Source organism: Gluconacetobacter asukensis (genome assembly GCF_014174375.1).
GTDB classification, from domain to species: Bacteria; Pseudomonadota; Alphaproteobacteria; order Acetobacterales; family Acetobacteraceae; genus Gluconacetobacter; species Gluconacetobacter asukensis.
The window spans coordinates 226,047-245,179 of record NZ_JABEQE010000003.1 but is presented as its reverse complement, the minus strand read 5'-3'; the positions used below and the strand labels follow the sequence as shown (position 1 = coordinate 245,179).

At 69.3% G+C, this 19,133-nt stretch carries 18 protein-coding genes; 6 read left to right on the top strand and 12 right to left on the bottom strand.

Annotated features, from left to right (window positions below):
- The first annotated feature begins 48 nt into the window (after positions 1-48).
- Complete coding sequence (locus tag HLH35_RS05400; RefSeq protein ID WP_246384859.1) at positions 49-267, top strand: type II toxin-antitoxin system CcdA family antitoxin; 219 nt, start codon at positions 49-51, stop codon at positions 265-267.
- The gene (locus HLH35_RS05395; RefSeq protein WP_182978157.1) at positions 267-572 is read left to right on the top strand and encodes a CcdB family protein; all 306 of its coding nucleotides are present in this window, start codon (positions 267-269) and stop codon (positions 570-572) included. Before HLH35_RS05400 ends, HLH35_RS05395 begins: the two co-directional genes overlap by 1 nt.
- A gap of 26 nt (positions 573-598) precedes the next feature.
- Here the strand turns inward: HLH35_RS05395 and HLH35_RS05390 are convergent, their stop codons facing one another.
- On the bottom strand, positions 599-1,582 hold the full coding sequence (locus tag HLH35_RS05390) for an aldo/keto reductase (protein WP_182978156.1): 984 nt from the start codon (positions 1,580-1,582) through the stop codon (positions 599-601).
- A 334-nt stretch (positions 1,583-1,916) separates the two neighbouring features.
- On the opposite strand from HLH35_RS05390, the gene HLH35_RS05385 reads away from it, so the two are divergent.
- A complete protein-coding gene (locus tag HLH35_RS05385; protein ID WP_182978155.1) occupies positions 1,917-2,834 on the top strand; it encodes a DUF2272 domain-containing protein in 918 nt (305 codons plus the stop codon).
- Between the two features lie 48 nt (positions 2,835-2,882).
- Here the strand turns inward: HLH35_RS05385 and HLH35_RS05380 are convergent, their stop codons facing one another.
- The 11 genes from HLH35_RS05380 to HLH35_RS05330 all read right to left on the bottom strand — a co-directional run bounded on the left by HLH35_RS05380 (position 2,883) and on the right by HLH35_RS05330 (position 16,857).
- Positions 2,883-3,326 (bottom strand): SufE family protein, encoded by a 444-nt coding sequence (locus HLH35_RS05380; protein ID WP_182978154.1) that lies wholly within the window; start codon positions 3,324-3,326, stop codon positions 2,883-2,885.
- A 420-nt stretch (positions 3,327-3,746) separates the two neighbouring features.
- Positions 3,747-5,063 carry an ATP-dependent protease ATPase subunit HslU gene (hslU, locus tag HLH35_RS05375; protein ID WP_182978243.1) on the bottom strand — a complete coding sequence of 439 codons (1,317 nt, stop codon included), beginning with the start codon at positions 5,061-5,063 and terminating at the stop codon, positions 3,747-3,749.
- The gene (gene hslV / locus HLH35_RS05370; RefSeq protein ID WP_182964410.1) at positions 5,063-5,653 is read right to left on the bottom strand and encodes an ATP-dependent protease subunit HslV; all 591 of its coding nucleotides are present in this window, start codon (positions 5,651-5,653) and stop codon (positions 5,063-5,065) included. The genes hslU and hslV overlap by 1 nt, the downstream gene beginning before the upstream one ends.
- A gap of 47 nt (positions 5,654-5,700) precedes the next feature.
- Positions 5,701-7,623 carry a response regulator gene (locus tag HLH35_RS05365; RefSeq protein WP_182978153.1) on the bottom strand — a complete coding sequence of 641 codons (1,923 nt, stop codon included), beginning with the start codon at positions 7,621-7,623 and terminating at the stop codon, positions 5,701-5,703.
- Positions 7,620-9,521 carry a response regulator gene (locus HLH35_RS05360; protein WP_182978152.1) on the bottom strand — a complete coding sequence of 634 codons (1,902 nt, stop codon included), beginning with the start codon at positions 9,519-9,521 and terminating at the stop codon, positions 7,620-7,622. Before HLH35_RS05360 ends, HLH35_RS05365 begins: the two co-directional genes overlap by 4 nt.
- The gene (locus HLH35_RS05355) at positions 9,518-10,606 is read right to left on the bottom strand and encodes a chemotaxis protein CheB (protein ID WP_338029296.1); all 1,089 of its coding nucleotides are present in this window, start codon (positions 10,604-10,606) and stop codon (positions 9,518-9,520) included. Before HLH35_RS05355 ends, HLH35_RS05360 begins: the two co-directional genes overlap by 4 nt.
- Entirely contained in the window at positions 10,603-12,702 is a 2,100-nt protein-coding gene (locus HLH35_RS05350) for a response regulator (protein WP_182978151.1), read from the bottom strand. Before HLH35_RS05350 ends, HLH35_RS05355 begins: the two co-directional genes overlap by 4 nt.
- Positions 12,703-12,711: 9 nt before the next feature.
- Complete coding sequence (locus HLH35_RS05345; protein WP_182978150.1) at positions 12,712-14,394, bottom strand: methyl-accepting chemotaxis protein; 1,683 nt, start codon at positions 14,392-14,394, stop codon at positions 12,712-12,714.
- 6 nt (positions 14,395-14,400) lie between these two features.
- Positions 14,401-14,946 (bottom strand): chemotaxis protein CheW, encoded by a 546-nt coding sequence (locus HLH35_RS05340; RefSeq protein ID WP_182978149.1) that lies wholly within the window; start codon positions 14,944-14,946, stop codon positions 14,401-14,403.
- Between the two features lie 14 nt (positions 14,947-14,960).
- A complete protein-coding gene (locus tag HLH35_RS05335; RefSeq protein ID WP_182978148.1) occupies positions 14,961-16,361 on the bottom strand; it encodes a CheR family methyltransferase in 1,401 nt (466 codons plus the stop codon).
- Positions 16,354-16,857: a chemotaxis protein CheW gene (locus HLH35_RS05330; protein ID WP_338029300.1), complete on the bottom strand. Its 504-nt coding sequence runs from the start codon at positions 16,855-16,857 to the stop codon at positions 16,354-16,356. The genes HLH35_RS05335 and HLH35_RS05330 overlap by 8 nt, the downstream gene beginning before the upstream one ends.
- 177 nt (positions 16,858-17,034) lie before the next feature.
- Between HLH35_RS05330 and HLH35_RS05325 the strand changes: the two genes are divergently transcribed.
- The 3 genes from HLH35_RS05325 to HLH35_RS05315 are packed head-to-tail and all read left to right on the top strand — an operon-like array spanning position 17,035 to position 19,124.
- On the top strand, positions 17,035-17,445 hold the full coding sequence (locus HLH35_RS05325) for a hypothetical protein (RefSeq protein ID WP_182978146.1): 411 nt from the start codon (positions 17,035-17,037) through the stop codon (positions 17,443-17,445).
- A 25-nt stretch (positions 17,446-17,470) separates the two neighbouring features.
- Entirely contained in the window at positions 17,471-18,151 is a 681-nt protein-coding gene (locus HLH35_RS05320; RefSeq protein WP_182978145.1) for a cell division ATP-binding protein FtsE, read from the top strand.
- Positions 18,144-19,124 carry a cell division protein FtsX gene (locus HLH35_RS05315; protein ID WP_182978144.1) on the top strand — a complete coding sequence of 327 codons (981 nt, stop codon included), beginning with the start codon at positions 18,144-18,146 and terminating at the stop codon, positions 19,122-19,124. The genes HLH35_RS05320 and HLH35_RS05315 overlap by 8 nt, the downstream gene beginning before the upstream one ends.
- The last annotated feature ends 9 nt before the right edge of the window (positions 19,125-19,133 follow it).

Here is a 19,133-nt window from a genome sequence, read left to right as displayed (position 1 = left end):
CCATTTCGGAGGACTCTCTCCATGCCTCGCCCGTCCAAGACAGCGCCCATGCGCCGCCCGACTAATGTCACGCTGCCGCCCGACCTGCTCGCCGAAGCGCGAGCGCTCGACCTGAACATCTCCCAGGCCTGCGCGCAGGGCCTGGCCGCCGCCATCGCCTCCGTCCGGGCGCGCCAGTGGCTGGCCGAGAATCGCGAGGCGCTGGAAAGCTCCCGTCGCTACGTCGAAGAGAACGGCCTACCGCTGGCAGATTTCCGCACCTTCTGATGGCCCGCTTCGATGTCTACCGCCTCGCCGGCCGGGAAGAGGCGCGTTACGCTCTGGATGTGCAGGCCGATCTGCTCCAGGAACTCGGCACCCGCGTCGTCGTGCCGCTCCTGCCGCCCGACAAAGCCCCGAAACCCGCCAAAGGACTGAATCCGGTCTTCGCGTTCGACGGGCTGCCCTGGGTCATGATGACCCAGTACCTCGCCGCCGTGCCCGATCGAGAGCTCAATAAGGTGGTGGCGTCTTTCGCCATCCACCAGGACGACATCACCCGAGCCCTCGACCTGCTCCTGACCGGTTTCTGAACGACAAGCCTCCGATGTGATCAGCCTCAGCCGCCCGGCGGCGCCATGAATTCCGGCCCCACCGGGTCGGTGATGTGGGCCGCCAGAATACGGTCGATTTCAGCCTTGTCGTCTGCCGACAGCGTCCAGCCGCACGCCTGATCAATCCCCGCGATCTGCTCGGGCTTGCGCGCCCCCCACAGTGCGATGGTCGGCCCCTGGTCCAGCACCCAGCGGATCGCCAGCGCCAGCACCGACCGCCCGAACCGTTCCTTCGCAAACGCCTCCAGCGCCGCAACCGCCGCCAGATACTGGGCAAAGCGCGGCGCCTGGAATTTCGGATCGGCACTCCGCAGATCATCATTCCCGAAATGGCTGTCGGCCTTCATCTTGCCCGACAGCAGCCCCCGGCACAGCGGCCCATAGGCCAGCACGGCCAGACCATGCTCGACCGACCAAGGCAGGATATCGGCCTCGATCGCACGTTCGAACAGATTATAGGGCGGCTGGACGGCAGCCAGCGGCGCCACGGCGCTGAACTGCTCCATCTGCGCGACCGAGAAATTGCTCACCCCCAGCGCCAGCACCTTGCCCTCGCGATGCAGATCCTCCAGCACCCGCGCGGTCTCGTCGAGCGGCACCGACGGGTCGGGCCAGTGGATCTGGTAGAGGTCGATCCGGTCGGTGCGCAGCCGGCGCAGCGAATCCTCGATTTCCTGCCGGATGCGCGCGGCGGAGCAGTTGCGGAACGGCTTGCCGTCCTTCCAGTCCAGCCCGACCTTGGTGGCGATGGCCACCTTGTCGCGCCGCCCGTCCAGCGCCTGCCCCACCACTTCCTCCGAATGGCCGAACCCATAGACCGGCGCAGTGTCGATCAGGCTGATCCCCAGATCCAGCGCCTCGTGAATCGTGGCGATGGCCTGGCGGTCATCCGCGCCACCCCACATCCAGCCACCGATCGCCCATGTGCCCAGCGCAATGCGCGAGACCGGAAAGGGAATGCCCGAGACGGCAATGTTTTCCATCGGCATGAAATGCTCCTTCCTGCCCGCCTCTCATCGAGAGCGGACTCAACGACGGGGAAAGAACGCAAAAAGGACCGGAGCGTACGCACGCCCCGGCCAAGTCTTTCCCTCGTATGCAAGCGACGGCCGAGCCGTCATCTGTCATCGGGCGCCAGAACCGGCCACGCGGCAATGAAAAAACATTTCACAATATTGCTAAACTCCAGGTGGACGCGCCCGGTCGCCCGCCCCGGCTTCCCCGCCGGGGCCTCTTTTCCTGCCACGCGTCGCGTCCTATGGGTAGGGAGCCGGCGTCGTGCGCGCGACACAGCCGGCCCGCGCTGAATGGAGAAGCGAATCAATGTCGCGCAAGGTCGCAATGACGGCATCACGCACGCTTACCCTCATGGCCCCCCTGGCGTTCCTCGCCGCCTGCGCCCCGCATTATCCCTCCCCGCACCGAGCCCATACGCCATCGGCGCAATACGCGAACGGCCAGGGCGCGCTGGTGGTGGACGAGCATGTCCCCGACTTCGCCAGCCGCAATTTCGAACCCTTCACCCGCCAGGATGTGGCCGCGATCGCGATGCGGGAATGGCGGATGTTCGGACAGGCGGTCGATGACGACGACCCCGAACAGCGCCCCGAGGCCGCCAGCGCGACCGTCAAGCCGGAACGCATGCCCGGCCTGTGGCAGAGGGTGGGCGAATATTGGTGGATCGGCCAGGACCCGAGCGAAAGCGAGGTCGCCTGGACCGGCAAGCACAATACCGAAGGCGCGATCACCGACTATGTCCATGACGCCATGTTCGCCTGGTCGGCGGCCTTCATTTCCTATGTCATGCGGGTAGCCGGCGCGAACGACCGCTTCGCCTATTCGCCCAACCATTCCACCTATATCAACGCCGCCGCCTCCGGCACCGAAAGCGGCGTCCGCGCGCAGGACCCGGCCGCCTACGCCCCGGCACTGGGCGATCTGATCTGCGTCGGCCGGGGTGCCAGCAAATCGGTCCGCTTCGCCGACCTGCCGACGCGGTATGGTTTCCCGGCCCATTGCGGCATCGTGGTCGCCACCGGCCAGAACGGACAGCCCTTCGGCCGCCAGATCAGCATCATCGGCGGCAATGTCGACGACACGGTGGCCCTGACCCACGTCCCGGTCGGGCCGGATGGAAAACTGGCCGACGCCACCGGCCACAGCTACGACCCGCGCTATCCATGGTGCGTCGTGCTGCAGGTGCTGTACGACGCCGACGCCGAACCAGCCGGGCAAGACTGAACCGCGACACGACCCGGCCCGCGCGCCGGGTCGCCGCAAGCCGCGTGTCTACGCGCCGACCTGTGCTGCCGCATGCCGGATGGCCCGCGCCATCGCCTCGACCCCGTTGCCGCGATTGGTCGACAGCGCCTGCACCAGCCCCAGATCGCGCAGGAAACCGGAATCGGTCGCCAGGATTTCCTCCGCCGGCCGCCCCGAATAGACCCGCAGCAGCAGCGCCACCAGGCCCGAGACAATGGCGGCGTCCGACGCCCCGGCAAAGAACAGCACACCGTCACGCGCGGTCATTTCCAGCCACACCTGGCTCTGGCAGCCGGGCACGCGATGGGCGTCATCCATCCATTCGGCGGGAAAGGGCGGCATCGTGCGGCCCAGTTCGATGATGTACTGGTAGCGCTGCATCCAGTCATCAAAGAGGTCCAGCTCCTCACCGATCGCGGCAATCGCGTCGGCGGCAGTCGCATCCTGGGGCGTGACGAAAGGATCAGTCATCAAGGCTACCTGACAAAAAACAATCAAATGGGCGAGCAGAGACTAAACCACATCCCCACTCACCAGAAACCCGCGACCCGCGATGGGGCCCCGAACACAAAGTTTGTGCCCGGAAACGTGGGCTGGCGAGCGAGAGTGCCGCACAGCGGCACGCCCGGCGTGTGTTTCCGAGCACCGAAGCGGAGCCGCCTTGTGGGCCGTGAGCATCGGAGCACAGGAAACGCGCGCCGGATCGCCACCAGCCCCCTGTGCCGCTCAGTTTGTGCCCGGAAACGTGGGCTGGTGAGCGAGAGTGCCGCGCAGCGGCACGGCCAGCGTGTGTTTCCGAGCACCGAAGCGGAGCGGCCTTGTGGGCCGTGAGCATCGGAGCACAGGAAACGCGCGCCGGATCGCCACCAGCGCGCGTTTACGGGCACAAACTCAGAGGATGAAGCGGCTGAGGTCGCCCTTCCTGGCCAGCGGCTCCACCCGGTCGCGCACATCGGCGGCGGTAATCCGCACGGTCTGGCCCGATCGGTCGGCCGCCGTGAAGGACACATCCTCCAGCAGCCTTTCCAGCACCGTCGCCAGCCGCCGCGCGCCGATATTCTCGACCCGCTCGTTGATGTCGGCGGCCAGCTCCGCCAGCGCATCCACCGCATCGTCCGAGAAATCGAGATCCAGCCCCTCGGTCCCCAGCAGCGCCGTATATTGCTTCAGCAGCGAATGTTCCGGCTCGGTCAGGATGCGCCGCAGATCCTCGCGCGTCAGCGGCGAGAGTTCCACGCGGATCGGCAGCCGCCCCTGCAATTCCGGCAACAGGTCCGACGGCTTGGCGATATGGAACGCGCCCGAGGCGATGAACAGGATATGGTCCGTCTTCACCGGCCCGTATTTGGTCGAAACCGTGGTCCCCTCGATCAGCGGCAGCAGGTCGCGCTGCACCCCCTCGCGCGAGACATCGCCGCCCCGGAAACCGCTCTCCGACGACCGGGCGCAGACCTTGTCGATCTCGTCGAGGAACACGATGCCATGATCCTGGGCATGCGCCACGGCCTCACCGACCAGGGCGTCATTGTCCAGCATCTTGTCCGCTTCCTCGCGGGTCAGCGCCTCGCGCGCCGCCGCAACGGTCATGCGCCGGCGCTGCGGCACGCGGTTCATCAGCCCCTTCATCATGTCGGAGAAATTGATGACGGTACCGGGCTGCATGTTGGGCATCTCGCCCATGCCGGGGCCGCCTTGGGCATCGGCGACCGAAATCTCGACCTCCTTCTCCTCCAGCTCGCCCGCGCGCAGCATGCGGCGGAACTTGTTCTTGGTATCGGCCGAGGCCCCCTCGCCCACCAGCGCATCGACCAGCCGGTTCTCGGCCTCCTGCTCGGCCCGCGCCTGCACGTCGCGGCGGCGCAGGTCGCGCAGCATGTTCAGCGACACCTCGACCAGATCGCGGACGATGCTCTCGACATCGCGGCCCACATAGCCGACCTCGGTGAACTTGGTGGCCTCGACCTTCAGGAACGGCGCCTGCGCCAGCCGCGCCAGCCGCCGGGCGATCTCGGTCTTGCCGCAGCCGGTCGGCCCGATCATCAGGATGTTCTTGGGCACGACCTCATCGCGCATGCCATCGGCCAGTTGCGCCCGCCGCCAGCGATTGCGCAGCGCAATGGCCACCGCGCGCTTCGCGTCTCCCTGGCCGATGATGAAGCGATCGAGTTCCGAGACGATCTCGCGCGGGGAATGGTTGGGAATATCCATCATGCGTCCTCCCTTCCCTTTTCACCCAGCGTCTCGAGGATCACCGAATGGTTGGTATAAACACAGATCTCGCCGGCAATGCGCATCGCCCGCCGCGCGATCTCGGCCGCCGACATCCCGTCCACCTCGGCCAGCGCCCGCGCGGCCGACAGCGCATAATTGCCGCCCGAACCGATGGCGATGATGCCATCCTCGGGCTCCAGCACATCGCCATTGCCGGTCAGGGTGAAGGAGCGTTCCAGATCGGCCACCGCCATCATCGCCTCCAGCCGGCGCAGATAGCGGTCCGTCCGCCAGTCCTTGGCCAGTTCGACACAGGCGCGCTCAAGCTGGTTGGGAAACCGCTCCAGCTTGGCCTCCAGCCGCTCCAGCAGGGTAAAGGCATCGGCGGTAGCGCCGGCAAAGCCGGCCAGGATGGTGCCGGCCGGCCCGATCCGCCGCACCTTGCGCGCATTGCCTTTGATGACGGTGGCGCCCAGCGTCACCTGCCCGTCACCGGCCATTGCCACCTCTGCGCCACGTCGCACGCACAGGATCGTCGTTCCATGCCAGCCGACTGGATCATGGGGGGTCGCGTGTATGTTCTGCATGACTGACAGAAATAGGCCGTTCGCGCCTCAGGACAAGAGCCGCCCCCTCATCCGCCCATCGCGCGGGCGACATGCCCCGACAATTCGGCCTGGGTGAAGGGCTTGCGCAGCACCAGCGCATCCTCCGGCAACACGGCATTGTCGGCATAGCCGGTCAGGAACAGGATACGCGTTTCGGGATACAGCGCGCCGATCCGCCGCGCCGCCTCCTCGCCGCCCATTTTCGGCATCATGACGTCCAGCACCACCAGGTCGGGCCGATGGGGCGCCATCGCACCGATTTGCGCCAGCGCCTCCTCGCCGCCCGGCGCCTCGATCGCCTCATGCCCCATGCCGCGCAGGAAGCCGGCCGTCACGGTCCTGACCGTGGCCTCGTCATCCACCACCAGGATGCGCAACCCCTTGCGGACAGGCAGAGGCTCCAGCGCCTCCGGCCGATCGAGGGCCGCCACCGGGCAGCGATGGACCGGCAGATACAGATCCACCCGCGTCCCCTGCCCCGGCGCGCTGGTCACCCGCACATCGCCCCCGGCATGGCGCACGAAACCATAGATCATCGACAGGCCCAGCCCGGTCCCCCGCCCGACATCCTTGGTCGTGAAGAACGGCTCGAAGATCCGCGCCAGTGTCTCGGGCGCCATGCCCGTGCCCTGATCGGCCACCGACACCACCACATACTCGCCCTGGGGCAGGTCCCCTTCGGTCACGGGAGCCTCCAGCCGCGCCACCTGGGTCGAGAGCATGATCCCACCGCCATCCGGCATGGCGTCGCTGGCATTCAGGCACAGATTCAGCAGCGCCAGTTCCAGTTGCCCGGCATCGGTCCGCACCAGCGGCACCTCCCCGCCCGGGTCCGCGGTCTCCATCCCGATCTCGACCGGCGGGCGCCCCGCCGCCCCCTCGCGCCGCCGCGCGGTCACGCCCTGCACCAGCAGGTCATGCATGCCGCGCAACAGGGCGTTCACATCGACCGGTTGCAGGCTCAGATCGCGCGGCCGGCTGAAATTCAGCAGCCGCCGCGTCAGGTCGGCCCCCCGCCGCGCCGCGCCCATCGCATTGTCCAGCAGATGGGTCGTGCGGTCGTCCAGCCCCTCGCCCATATCGACGGCCAGTTCCAGAGACCCCATCACCGCCGTCAACAGATTGTTGAAATCATGCGCGATTCCGCCGGCCATGGTGCCCAGCGCCTGCATCTTCTCCGCCTGGCGCAGGCGCGCCTCCATCTCGCGCTGGCGGGTAATGTCCCGATTGATCAGCACCGAATAGGCCTCGCCCCGCGCATTCACGCCCAGACGCGCACGGGTGAACTCCCGCCAGCTCACACTGCCGCCGGGGCCGGAAACCGGCAGCACTTCCTCGTCCCGGCCCTCGGCCTCCAGCCGCGCCTCGGCCGCATGCAGCGCCGGCAGCAGAGCCGGATCGGACAAATCCTCCTCCCGCCGCCCCAGACAATCGGCCTCGTCCCGGCCATAGAAGGCGGCGGCATTGCGGTTGATGCGGATAAAGCGCCCATCAGGGTCCTTGAAGGCCAGGCCGGCGCGCAGATTCCCCAGCAGGCCGCGCAGCAGCATCCGCTCGGTCTGCAACTCGCCTTCCAGCTTGTGGCGATGCGCCGCCTGGACGACCATCGCGCGCAGGGCATCCCCATCCCAGGGCTTGTGCGAATAGAAGGAAATCCGCCCCTGGTTCAGCGCCGCCGCCACGGCGCCGATATCGGCATACCCGGTCAGCAGGATCGCCTGCGCGTCGCACATCCCGCGCGCCCGCGCCAGCATCACGTCGCCGCCCATCTCGGGCATGCGCTGGTCCGAGACGATGACATCGACATCGCGGCGCCGGGCCAGAATATCCAGCGCCTCGACCGGCGAGGTGGTCGACAGGATGGTGAAACTGTCTTCCAGCAGGTCGGTCAGCGCCACCAGGATCTCGGGCTCGTCATCCACCAGCAGCACGACGGGGCGGTCGGTCACGCCTGCATCTCCGCAGCACCCCGTGCAGGCTCGGCCATCGCTTCCAGATGCGGCTGCCAGGGCACCGAAATCGTAAACATCGTTCCCCGTCCTCCATCGGTGCCGGCACCGCCGGCCCTGCGCGGCGCGTCGGCAATCGTGATCGTGCCATGATGCGCCTGCACGACACTATAGGCGATGGCCAGCCCCAGCCCCGTCCCCGCCCCCACCGGCTTGGTGGTAAAGAACGGCTCGAAGATCCGCTCCGCCATCTCCGGCGGAATGCCCGGACCGTTATCCGTCACGATAAAGACATATGATTGCTCGCCCGAGCCTTCGCTGACACGCAATTCGGTGGCAATCCTGATCACCCCCCGCGCCGGCCCCGCCGGGTCGCCCTCGCCGGCATCCTCCAGCATGGAATAAATCGCGTCGGCGGCATTGCTGATGATGTTCATCATCACCTGGTTCAGCAGCGCGGACTGGCAATACAGGCGCTCGGGCGCGCGATAATCCCGCTCCACCACGATCTGGTTGCCGAATTTCTGCGTCAGCAGGGCCAGCACCGTCTCCAGCGCCTCGGGCACGTCGATCACCTGGAACAGCCCTTCGTCCAGGCGCGAGAATTTTCGCAGGTTCAGGACCAGGTTCTGGATGCGCCGCAGGCCCAGGCTCATCGATTCGACACGGTCGCGGCATTTCATCAGCGCCGCGTGCCGGCTCCCATCCGCATCCGTGCCAAGGTCCTCCTCGGCAATCACCTGCGCCAGCAGGCGGGCCACCGTCTCCTTGTGGGCCAGGATGAAGGCCAGCGGATTGTTGATCTCATGCGCAATGCCCGCCACCAGCTCGCCCAGCGACGCCATCTTGGCGGTCTGCACCAGCTTGCCCTGGGTCTCGATCAGCCGGCGGTTGGCATCGGCCAGTTCGGCATTCGCCTGTTCCAGCGCCTCGGCCAGCGAGGCCTTGGAGGCGATCGCCGCCGCCTCGGCCCGCGCGGCCTCGACCGCGATCTCGCGCGCCTGCCGGTCCAGGTCGATACGCCGCGCATCGTCCTGCAGCAGCTTGCGCCGCACCAGCGCCCGAATCCGCAGGGCCAGCACATCGGGCTCGATATCGTCGGCCACCATGTCGTCCACACCGGCCTCGAACGCCCGTGCGGGAAAGACACCGCGCGCCGCACCCGGCCCGCTCAGCCCCAGGATGCGGGGCGCCCCTCCGCCCGCCACCACGACATCCTGCCGCAGATCGTCCAGTTCCTGGCAGAAGGCGATGCCGTCGAACCGATCGGACACCAGGTCGACCACCACGCAGTCGGGCGCACGCGCAGGGTCGAACCAGTCCCCCCGCTCCATCGCGCCCGGATGGCCGATCACGGTCACATCATGCCCGTCATTGCGCATCAGGGCCGCCAGGGCCGCCACCGCATGCTCCCGCGCCCCTTCGCCGCCGACAATCAGGATTCGCGCCCGGCGGAACAGCGGGCTGGCATCCCGCTGCCCGGTACCGGCCCCCGTGCCCGCCCCCTCGCGCAGCAGCGCACGGATGCGAAAGACGATCAGGTCCGGTTCGGCCGATTTGGGCACATAGGCATCGGCGCCGCTTTCCAGCCCCTCGCGCTCCAGGCCCGGCTCGCCCCCTTCGGTCAGCATCAGCACCGGGATCATGCGGGTGGCCGCACTCATGCGCAATTGGCGCGCCATCTGCCCGCCATTCATGCCCGGCAGATGATAATCGGCGACCACCAGATCCGGAATCCGCGTATCCAGCGTATCCAGCGCGGCCTCGCCACTGGCCACCCGCGTCACCGCGAAACCGTGGCTTTCCAGCATCCGGCGTATGCGCAGCGCCTGGGTGTCGGAATCCTCGACCAGCAGCAGCGTCGGCGGCACCTGCGCCTCGGCGGAGGCGTCGGTCATGGCCCCCGTCCTTCCATCCCGGCCACCACCGGCAAGGGCGCGGCGGCCGAGGCCACGGCCACCAGATGCGGCGCGATCTGCCCCAGGGGCAGGCTGATCGAGGCCCCGCCGATCCGCTCGGCCGCACCGGGCATCCCATGCACGATCGACGTGCTCCGGTCCTCGACGATCGTGTATCCGCCCGCCCGGCGCATGTCGCGCAGCCCCACGGCCCCGTCCTCGCCCATACCGGTCAGCAGAATGCCGATCGCCCCAGCCCCCACCCGCGCCATCGAGGCGAACAGGGCGGTGGCCGACGGCCGCTGCCCGCCCAGCGGCGGCGCGTTCGACAACCGGATCTCATCGCTCAGCCCGAGGGTCAGATGCGCCTCGGCCGGCGCCACATAGACATGCCCCGGCCGCATGATCTCCCCCTGCCGGGCCAGCGCGACCGATAGCCGGGTCTGAGTATCCAGCCAGGCGGCAAAACCTTCCATGAACCCCGTGCCCATATGCTGCACCAGCAGGATCGGCCACGGAAAGCTGACCGGCAGCGCCCCCATGATATGCGCAAAGGCCTGCGGCCCGCCGGTCGATGCCGCCATGCCGACCAGGCGCGGGCGCAGACGCGGCGGCGGCGGAGTCCCCACATCCGGCACCACCGCCCCATAATGCAGCCGGTGACGGATCACCGGCACCTGGCTCATGATGTAGAGTTGGGTCGCGATCGCCGCCCCCCCGGCGGCATCGACCGGCCATCCGGCCGGCTTCTGCACCACCGACAGCGCGCCGGAACGCAGCGCATTCATCGAGATCCGCAGCGCCGGATCGGTCGAAGAGTCGCTGACGATCACGATCGGCGTCGGGCATTCGGCCATGATGCGCCGCGTGGCCTCCAACCCGTCCATGCCGGGCAGCCGCACATCCATCGAAATCACGTCGGGCCGCAGCATCGGCACCAGGCGCAGCGCCTCCTCGGCCGTTTCCACCGCCTCCAGCAGTTCCAGCCGCGGATCGTCGCGGATCAGCCGCACCAGCACATGCCGGACCACAGCCGAATCCTCGACGACCAGCACCCGGACGCGCGGCCCGGCCAGGCCGGTCACAGCACGCCTCGGATAATGTCCAGCAATTCGCCCTGTTCGAACCCCTGCTTGGTCACATAGGCCCGGGCGCCACCCTCCAGCCCGCGCCTGATATCGGCTTCCTCGTTGCGCGACGTCATCAGCACCACCGGAATGCGGGACAGGCGCGGGTCCGATCTGACCGCGTCGAGCAATGCGAAACCATCCATCCGGGGCATCTCCACGTCCGTCACGATCACGTCGATCCGACGTGGCGACCGGTGCAGCAGCGCCAGGGCCTCGACCCCGTCCGTCGCCAGCAGCACATCATAGCCGTGGGTCTGCAGGATCGTCTTCTGGAGAGTCCGTGTGGTAATCGAATCGTCAACCACCAGCACGGTGGGCACCCGGCGGGCCGCCGGCGCCCCGCCGTCCGGCCCCGCATCGCCGGCACCGTCGAAATGCCCCCCCGTGGCCCCCGCCATCCGCCACCGTTCCAGCAGCGTGTCGGGATTGAGGACGAAGACCGGCCGGTCCCCGCGCGGCCAGCCCACACCGGGGATCAGCTCGCTGTCCAGCCCCGCCGCCTCGGCGTCGGAAATATGCAGGATGCGGACCTCGCGCATCCGGTCGACGGCAAAGCCGCAGCACCCGCCATCCACCATGCCCAGCACGACGACCGACAGCGCCCCGTCATGGACCGGCAACGCCGCATCCGGCCGGCCAAGAAAGGCGGCCAGCGGCACCACCGGCACCAGCGCAGCCCCCGCATCCTGCCCGCTCCCCGGCCCGCGCCGCCGGTCGAGGGCGAAACAGGCCCGGCCATCGACCATGCGGATATCGGCCTGCCGCACCCGCGCCAGCCGCTCGATCACCCGCCCGGGCAGGCCGATGGTCATGTCGCCAGCCTCGACCACCAGCGTGGTGCGCTGCCGGCGCGAGACCGGCACCGCCATCGTCACCACCGTTCCCCAGGGGTTGCCCGCCTCCATGCGGACCGACCCCTGCAGGGCACGCGCGGCCTCCGCCACCACCGACAGGCCCATGCCCCGGCCGGACAGCCGGTCGGCCTCGGCCCGCGTGGAAAAACCGGGCGCGAACACCAGGCTCAGCAGGGTTTCGGGCAAGCCCGGATCATCCGGCTGCATCAGCCCCTGGCGGATGGCGCGCGCGGCGATCGCCTCCAGGTCCGGGCCGCGCCCGTCATCGCTGACCGACACCAGCAGGCGCACGCCCAGCATCCGCACCGACAGGGTCAGGACCGGCTCCGCCGGCTTGCCCTCGGCCTGCCGCCGGGCCGGGCTTTCCAGCCCATGGACGATGGCATTGCGCAGCAGATGGATCACCGGGTCGCGCAGCGCCTGCATCACCCGCCGGTCGGCGCGCACATCCATGCCCAGCAGGCGCACCGTCACCTCGCCGCTGCCATGCTCGCGCGCGATCTGCCGCACCATGCCGGTCAGCGAGCCGAAGACCGTCCCGGCCGGCACCAGCGTCACCGCCCGCACTTCCTCGTCCAGCCGCATCATGGCCCGGTCGGCCTGCCCCGCGATCCGCCCGCGCTCGCGCGACAGGGCAAACAGGGCGCGGGTCAGGCGCGACAATTCCGCCGCCGGGTCGGCGGCCGGCCCCGTCCGCCGCGCCGCGGCGGCGGTCAGGTCTTCCAGATCGGCCCATAGCCGTTCCTGCCGCTCGGCAATGCCCATCATGTCGTGCATGACGCCGACCAGCGCATCCAGGCGCGACACGGGCACCTGCACATAGCTGTCGGCCGGCTCCTCCCGCCCCGGCGGCCCCGCCTCGCCCCCGTCAGGGCCGACCGGCGCCTCCGCCAGATCCTGCATGCGGGCGTCGACCTGGTCCATGGCGGTGCCGATGGCGGCGATATCCTCCGCCGTCACGGGCTGCTGCCCGTCCAGCAGCCCGAACAGCCGCCCCTCCAGCGCATGGGCAATGGTCTCGATATCGGCGCGCTCGACGACGCGGGCCGCACCCTTCAGCGAATGAACGCGCCGGAAGATCTCGCCGATCCCGCGCCCATCCAGCGGTCCGGCGGCCAGAATGTCGCGCACGACGCGCAGATGGTCGCGATATTCGGCATCGAAGACCGCCAGCAGTTCCTGTCGCAGAGCCTCCACGGCCGGCCGTCAGGTCCGGTAACGCGCGGAAATGGCCAGGAGCTGGTGCGACAGGCTGCCCAGATTGCTGGCGGATGCCTCCAGGTTGCGGGTCCCCGCCGCCGTCTGCTGGCTGGCCTGGCGAATGCTCTGCAACGCGGTCATCACCTGCTCGATGCCGATCTGCTGCTGGTTGGTCGAAGCCACGATCTGCTGGAACGCGTTCACCCCTTCCTCGATGCCGCCCGTCATGCGCTCGATGGTGCGATAGGCGATATCGGTCCGTTCCTTGCCGGCCGAGACGCGCTTCACCGCCTCCTCCGTCAGCATGACCGAAGTGTTGATGCCGCGCTGGATGTCGCCCAGGATCGCACGCACATGCTGGGTGGCATCGCGCGACTGGTCGGCCAGGATCTTCATCTCGGCCGCGACCACGGCGAAGGAGCGCCCATGTTCGCCGGCGGCGGCAGCCTCGATCGCGGCATTCAGCGCCAGCAGGTGCGAACGTTCCGACAGATCGTTGACGGCGGTGATGATCTCGCTGATCGCATCCGTCCGCTCGGACAGTGCGACGATGTTCGACGCCACGGCCTCCGCGCCTTCCTGCGTGCGCTCCATGGCCCGCGCGGTCTCCTCCACCGCCTCCAGCCCGCTGGCCGAACTGTGGACGATGGTCTCGGCCGACGAGATCACTTCCCGCGCGCGCTTGCTGATCTGCGCGCCGGAATGGGTGATCTGGTCCACCGTCGCCGCCGTCTCCTGCACCGCCGCGAACTGTTCCTCCACGCTCGCCGCCTGCTGCTGGGCAGAGGCGCGGATATCGGCCACCGCCGCATCCAGGTTGCGCGTGGCATCACGGCTCTGCTGCGCGATCTCGCGCAGGCCGTCGATCATCCGGTTCAGCCCGTCGGCCAGGCGTTCGAACTCATCCCGTCCGCCGCCCGAGCCACCGACCGTCACATGGGTCGACAGGTCGCCCTGCCCCACCCGCTCCATCACCCGCATCAGCGCCGCCAGCGGGGCCAGGATCGACCGCCGGGTCCAGAAGGTGACGATCAGCGCGACGATCACCGCCACCGCCAGCCCCAGGATCAGCGACCGGCGGCTGAATTCATACAGCGCGCTGCTCTGCATCTCGCCCGCCTGCACCCCGCCATCCAGCGTGGTCCCGGCGTCGGAGATCAGCCGGTCGATAGTCTGGTCGCGCGTGTCCGACCGCGCCGATTGCTGGCGTACCGCCGCATCATCGCCCTGGCGGATGGCCGCGAACAGGTCCGACGCCGCCTCGGCATTCTGGCGCGCCTGGTCCAGCGCCTCGTGCAGGCGGGCCGAAATGGCGGCGAACATGGCGCGGCGCGCGTCGATCCGCGCCTCGTCATCGGCCTGGCTGGCTGCGGCCATCGCCTGCACCAGCGTATCCTCCGCCTGCCGGTCCACCCCGGTCCAGTCGGTGACCGCCGCGTCCAGCATCGCCGGGTCCTTCTGGTAATCCCGCGCATAATAATGCGACAGGATCGACAGCCGCCGCGCCACCAGGTCGTTCTCCAGCACCCGCAGATGGTTCAGGTGGCGATAGACCAGCAGGTCCCGGGTCACGATCACCGTCATCTCGTCGCGGACATTGCGGATCTGCCCCAGCGCATAGACGCCGATCGACACCATCAGCATGACGCCGACCAGGAACCCGAACAGAAGACGATTGGCAATTGTCACGACAGGTCAGACTCCGAATTGACGCGCGGCGAACAGGCGGGCGGGGTCCAGCACCGCGACCAGCCGCCCATCAGGCAGGGCCGCCATCGGGTGGGCCGATACCGGTGCGGCGGCCGGCGCCCCCACCACGTCGTCCACACCCAGCGTCCGCCCGGCCAGCAGCGCGATCCGCGCCACAGGCAGGCCGGCCACCGGGCGCAGCAGCGCCATGGCCCCGGCATGATCCATCGGCGCCCCGCCCAGCAGAACCGACAGATCGATCACTGTATACAGATGGCCGACATAGCCATAGACACCCCGCACCGAAGCCGGGCAGTCCGGCCGCCGGGGCATGACGCTCCAGGCCGGCTCGGCCATGCGCAGCACATGATGCAGGTCGATGGCATAGATCTGCCCGCCAACGTCCAGGATCACCGCCGCGCGGCGCCCCGCATCATCGGCCGGCGCCTGCCCGCGCGCCGCCAGCTGCCGCGCACGCTCCGCCATCACCCGGCGGGCATAGCCGCCCGCGCTCCCGGCGGACGCGTCCCGCGGGCCCGTCGCCCCCGGCATGCCGCCCCGACCGGTCAGGACACGCTCCGCGCCAGCATCGGCGAACCATCCTCGCGCGCGTCATCGGCATCCGCCGCCCCGTCTCCGCCGACCAGCCGCAGCAATCCGGCCACGGTCAGCCCGCCGCCATCCGCGACCGGCGCGTCGGCGGGCAACCGGCGCAGCAGGGTCCGGGCCTGCCGCAGCACCCGTTCGGCATCGTCCGTCTGTCCGGCATCCCGCAGCAGCCGGGCCAGATGCACATGCGCCATGACATGCTCGCGATCCAGATAGAGCGTGCGCCGGAACTCATCCTCCGCGGCCCCGGAATCCTCCGCCAGAACGGCCGAGAGGAAATGCAGCTCGGCATCCAGCGGATGCAGGGCCAGCGCCGCGCCGCAACAGGCCCGCGCTTCGGCCAGCGCACCGCGATCGGCCAGCGCCCGGGCCTCGGCCCGCGCCAGCCCCGCATCGGCGCGGGCGAGGATATCGGGCGCCCGCTCCCGCGCCGGGCGAAACGGCGGCGGCGGGGCAAGCGGCGCATCCGGCAGGCAGGACAGCGCGCCCCGGCGCGGCACGGCCGGCCCCTGGCGCGAGCCCGCGGCACGAAACGCCACCGTACCGGCGAACGTCACGGTCTCGAGAAAATCGCCGCATTCGCCGATCGGGTCGGAATGGCCCAGCAGCAGCCAACCCGGCGGCGACAGCCGGTCCGCCAGCGCCCGCACCAGCTCCAGCGCCTGCTTCGTCTCGAAATACAGCAGCACGTTACGGCACAGGATCAGGTCGAACGGCCCGGCCGGCCCCCCGCCCGACGGCAGGTCCATGATGTTTCCATATTCAAAGCGCACCATGCGCCGATAGACATCGCGCAGGGTCCAGTGCCGCCCGCTGGCGGCGGGGCGGAACCATTGCCGCCGTTCCGAGGCACCGACATCGCGCAGCGACCACGCCCCATATTCCGCGCGCCGGGCCCGCTCCAGCGCCAGATCGCTGATGTCGGTGCCCAGGATATCGACGGTCCAGTCCTGCTCCCCCCGCGCCCGCAGCAGCCGGTGCAGCAGAATGGCCAGCGAATAGGGTTCGGCACCGTTGGAGCACCCGACGCTCCAGATCCGGATGGTCCGCAGCGGGCGCAGCCGGGTGATCAGGTCGGGCAGGATCGTGCGTTCCAGCGCATGGAACTGCTCGGCGTAGCGGAAGAAGAACGTCTCGCCGATCGTCACGGCCGATTCCAGCGCCCGCCACTCGGCCTCGCCCGCCGCATCGTCCGAAAGCCGCGACAGATAATCCATCGGGCAGGCACAGCCACAGGCATCCATGCGCCGCAGCAGCACCATCTCCAGCAGGTCCATCTTGTCGACGTAGTAATGCAGCCCGGTCCGCGCGACGATCCGGGTGGCCAGCCGCTCCAGGGTGCCTTGCCGGTCAGCCATCCGCGCTCTCCCACATTGCATCGCGCAATGCCGCATCCAGGGCCAGGGCCTCGATCCGCTGCCGTTCGCGCTCCATCAGCAGCCGGTCAGGGTCCATCAGCAACGCGGTCATTCCTCCGGCCAGTTCGACCTCCCCCGCCAGCCAGCCGCCGGCCGGCATGCCATCGGCGGGCAGCGCCATCACCGCCCCCGTCCTCTGCCGCACATCCAGTACGCTGTCGACCATGAAGGCCACCTTCATCCCGGCACCCGGATCGCAGAGCAGCAGCGGGCGATACAGCATCGCGTCATCGTCCGGCGCGCTCCACGCCCGCAACCCCAGCAGGACTGCAAGATCGATGACAACCACGCGTTCCGCACCCAGGCGAAAGAATCCCAGCACCGGCGCGGGCGTCCCGGCCGGGCGGACAAGCGCCGGCATGGGCATGCATTCCCGCACCGCGGGCGCGGGCAGGCCGTAACACGTATCCACAAGACGGAAGATGACGACGGCCACTGACACCGGGGCTTTGCTGCCTTCCACCCGAGCCGGTCCGGCAAAGCCTTGCCGGCGCGTTTGCTGCCTGCTTTTCTCCCCGAAGATTGCATTTATGACAAGTGACGGCTACCTCCGGCAGGGATGCGTACCCGGCAGATCGGGCGCGCCGCAGCCGCCGCCGGAGATCCGACCGTCATGGACAGTTTCAATTCGGGCCGCGCCACCGACCGGTTCCTCCCGCCCCGCGCGGGCGGATCGCAGCGCTTTCCCATCGCCCGCATCGCCCGCGTGGCGATATGCGCCGTGTTTTACGGGCTTTTCTATTTCGTCCAGCAGGTCACCGAACTGCTGGCCCCGCTGGTCCTGATCCTGGGCGTGGGCTGGGGCGCACTGCCCCATATCGTCGGCGCCATCGGCACCAGTGCCGCCTCCGCCGATCCGCAGACCCGCGATATCGTCACCCATGTCGCCGGCACCATCCCGCACCAGATCGTCATCGGCTCGCATGTCGTGACGGCCGATTCGCTGGTGGTCGACGGGCTGCTGATGATGGCGGCGGCGGCGGTCTGCGCCGCGCTCGCCGCCGTCGCGGCCCGCGAGATGTGACGCACGCGCTGCCCGACCCTCACCCGTGATCCGGCTCCGCGACGTCGGTTTCCGCTATGATGCCGCCGGCGCCTCTGCCGCCTCGGCCCCCGTGGCCCTGCGCCAGATCTCGTTCGAAGTGCCACAGGGCGGTTTCCGCTGGCTGCTCGGCCCCTCGGGCGCCGGAAAATCCAGCCTGCTGCGCCTGCTGGCGCTGGCCGCGCGCCCGACTTCCGGCACGCTGGAAATCCTGGGCAGCAGCGTCGCCCAGGCACGCCGCGCGGCACTGGCGCGGCTGCGGCGGCGCATCGGCGTCGTGCATCAGGATTTCCGGCTGCTGCCCGACCTGCCGGTCTTCGACAACATCGCCCTGCCCCTGCGCCTGCAACACCGGCCGGAGGACGAAGTGCGCGACGAGGTCCATTCCATCCTCGACTGGGTCGGCCTCGCCTCCCGCGCCACGGCCCGCCCACCCCAGCTTTCGGGCGGCGAGCAGCAGCGCGTGGCCATCGCCCGCGCCGTGATCCACCGCCCGGCCCTGCTGCTGGCCGACGAGCCCACCAACGCGCTGGACGAATACCAGGCCAACCGGCTGATGGAACTGTTCCGCGACCTGTCGGGGCTGGGCACCACGATCCTGGTCGCCACCCATAACGACGCGCTGATCCGCCGCTATCCGGCCCATGAGCTGGAACTGGCCCAGGGCAGGCTGCTGCGCGATGGCTGAGCGGCCGGGCCTCTTCACCCGCTGGAACCAGGCAAGGCGCGCGGACGGGCTGGCCCTGCGCCGCGCCCTGCCCGACCGGCTGCTGCCGCTGCTGGTCGCCGCCATGGCGGTCCTGGCCGCCCTGGCGCTCGCGGGCGCCACGGGCGCACAGATCCTCTCCGCCCGCTGGTCGAACGGCGCCGCGTCGATGCTGACCATCCAGGTCCCCGACCCGGAGACCCCGACAACGACAGCAGGCACCACTGCCCATCTCACGCGCTCCGACGCCGTCCTGGCCGCCCTGGCGGACAGTCCCGGCGCCTCGCGCGTCCACCGGCTGGACAAGGCGGAACTGGGCGCCCTGCTGGCCCCCTGGCTCGGGCAGGACCATGATTTCGCCCTGACCCTGCCCGCCATCATCGAGTTGCACATGGCCACCGGCACGCAAGCCGACGCCACGGCACTCGCCCGCCGCCTGAACACCATCGCTCCCGGCACACTGATCGAACGCAATGCCGAATGGGGCGAGCGGCTGGGCCGGCTGGCCGACAGCCTGCACAGTTGCGCATTGCTGGCGGTGGCGATCGTGGTCGGCATCGCGGTGGTGCTGATCGCGGCCACCACCCGCGCCGGGCTGGCGGCCCGGCGCCTGCCGATCGAACTGATCCACGCCATGGGCGCGACCGACGGCTATATCGCCGGGCGCTTCGCCCGCCGCACCGCCCTGCTCGCCTTCATCGGCGGGCTGGCGGGCAGCGTGCTGGCCCTGCCGATCCTGGTGCTGCTGTCCCGCGTGGCGGCCCCCTTCGCGGCGGCAACCCCAACGCCCACGCCCGCATCTTCAGCCGACTGGACCATGCTGGCCCACACGCTGCTCGCCACATTGCCCACCCCCCTGGTCGCCACCCTGCTGGCCCTCGCCCCGGCGGCGGCGCTGATCGGCTGGCTGACGACCCAGGCCACGGTGCGCGCCTGGCTGCGAAACCTGCCGTAATGACTCCCG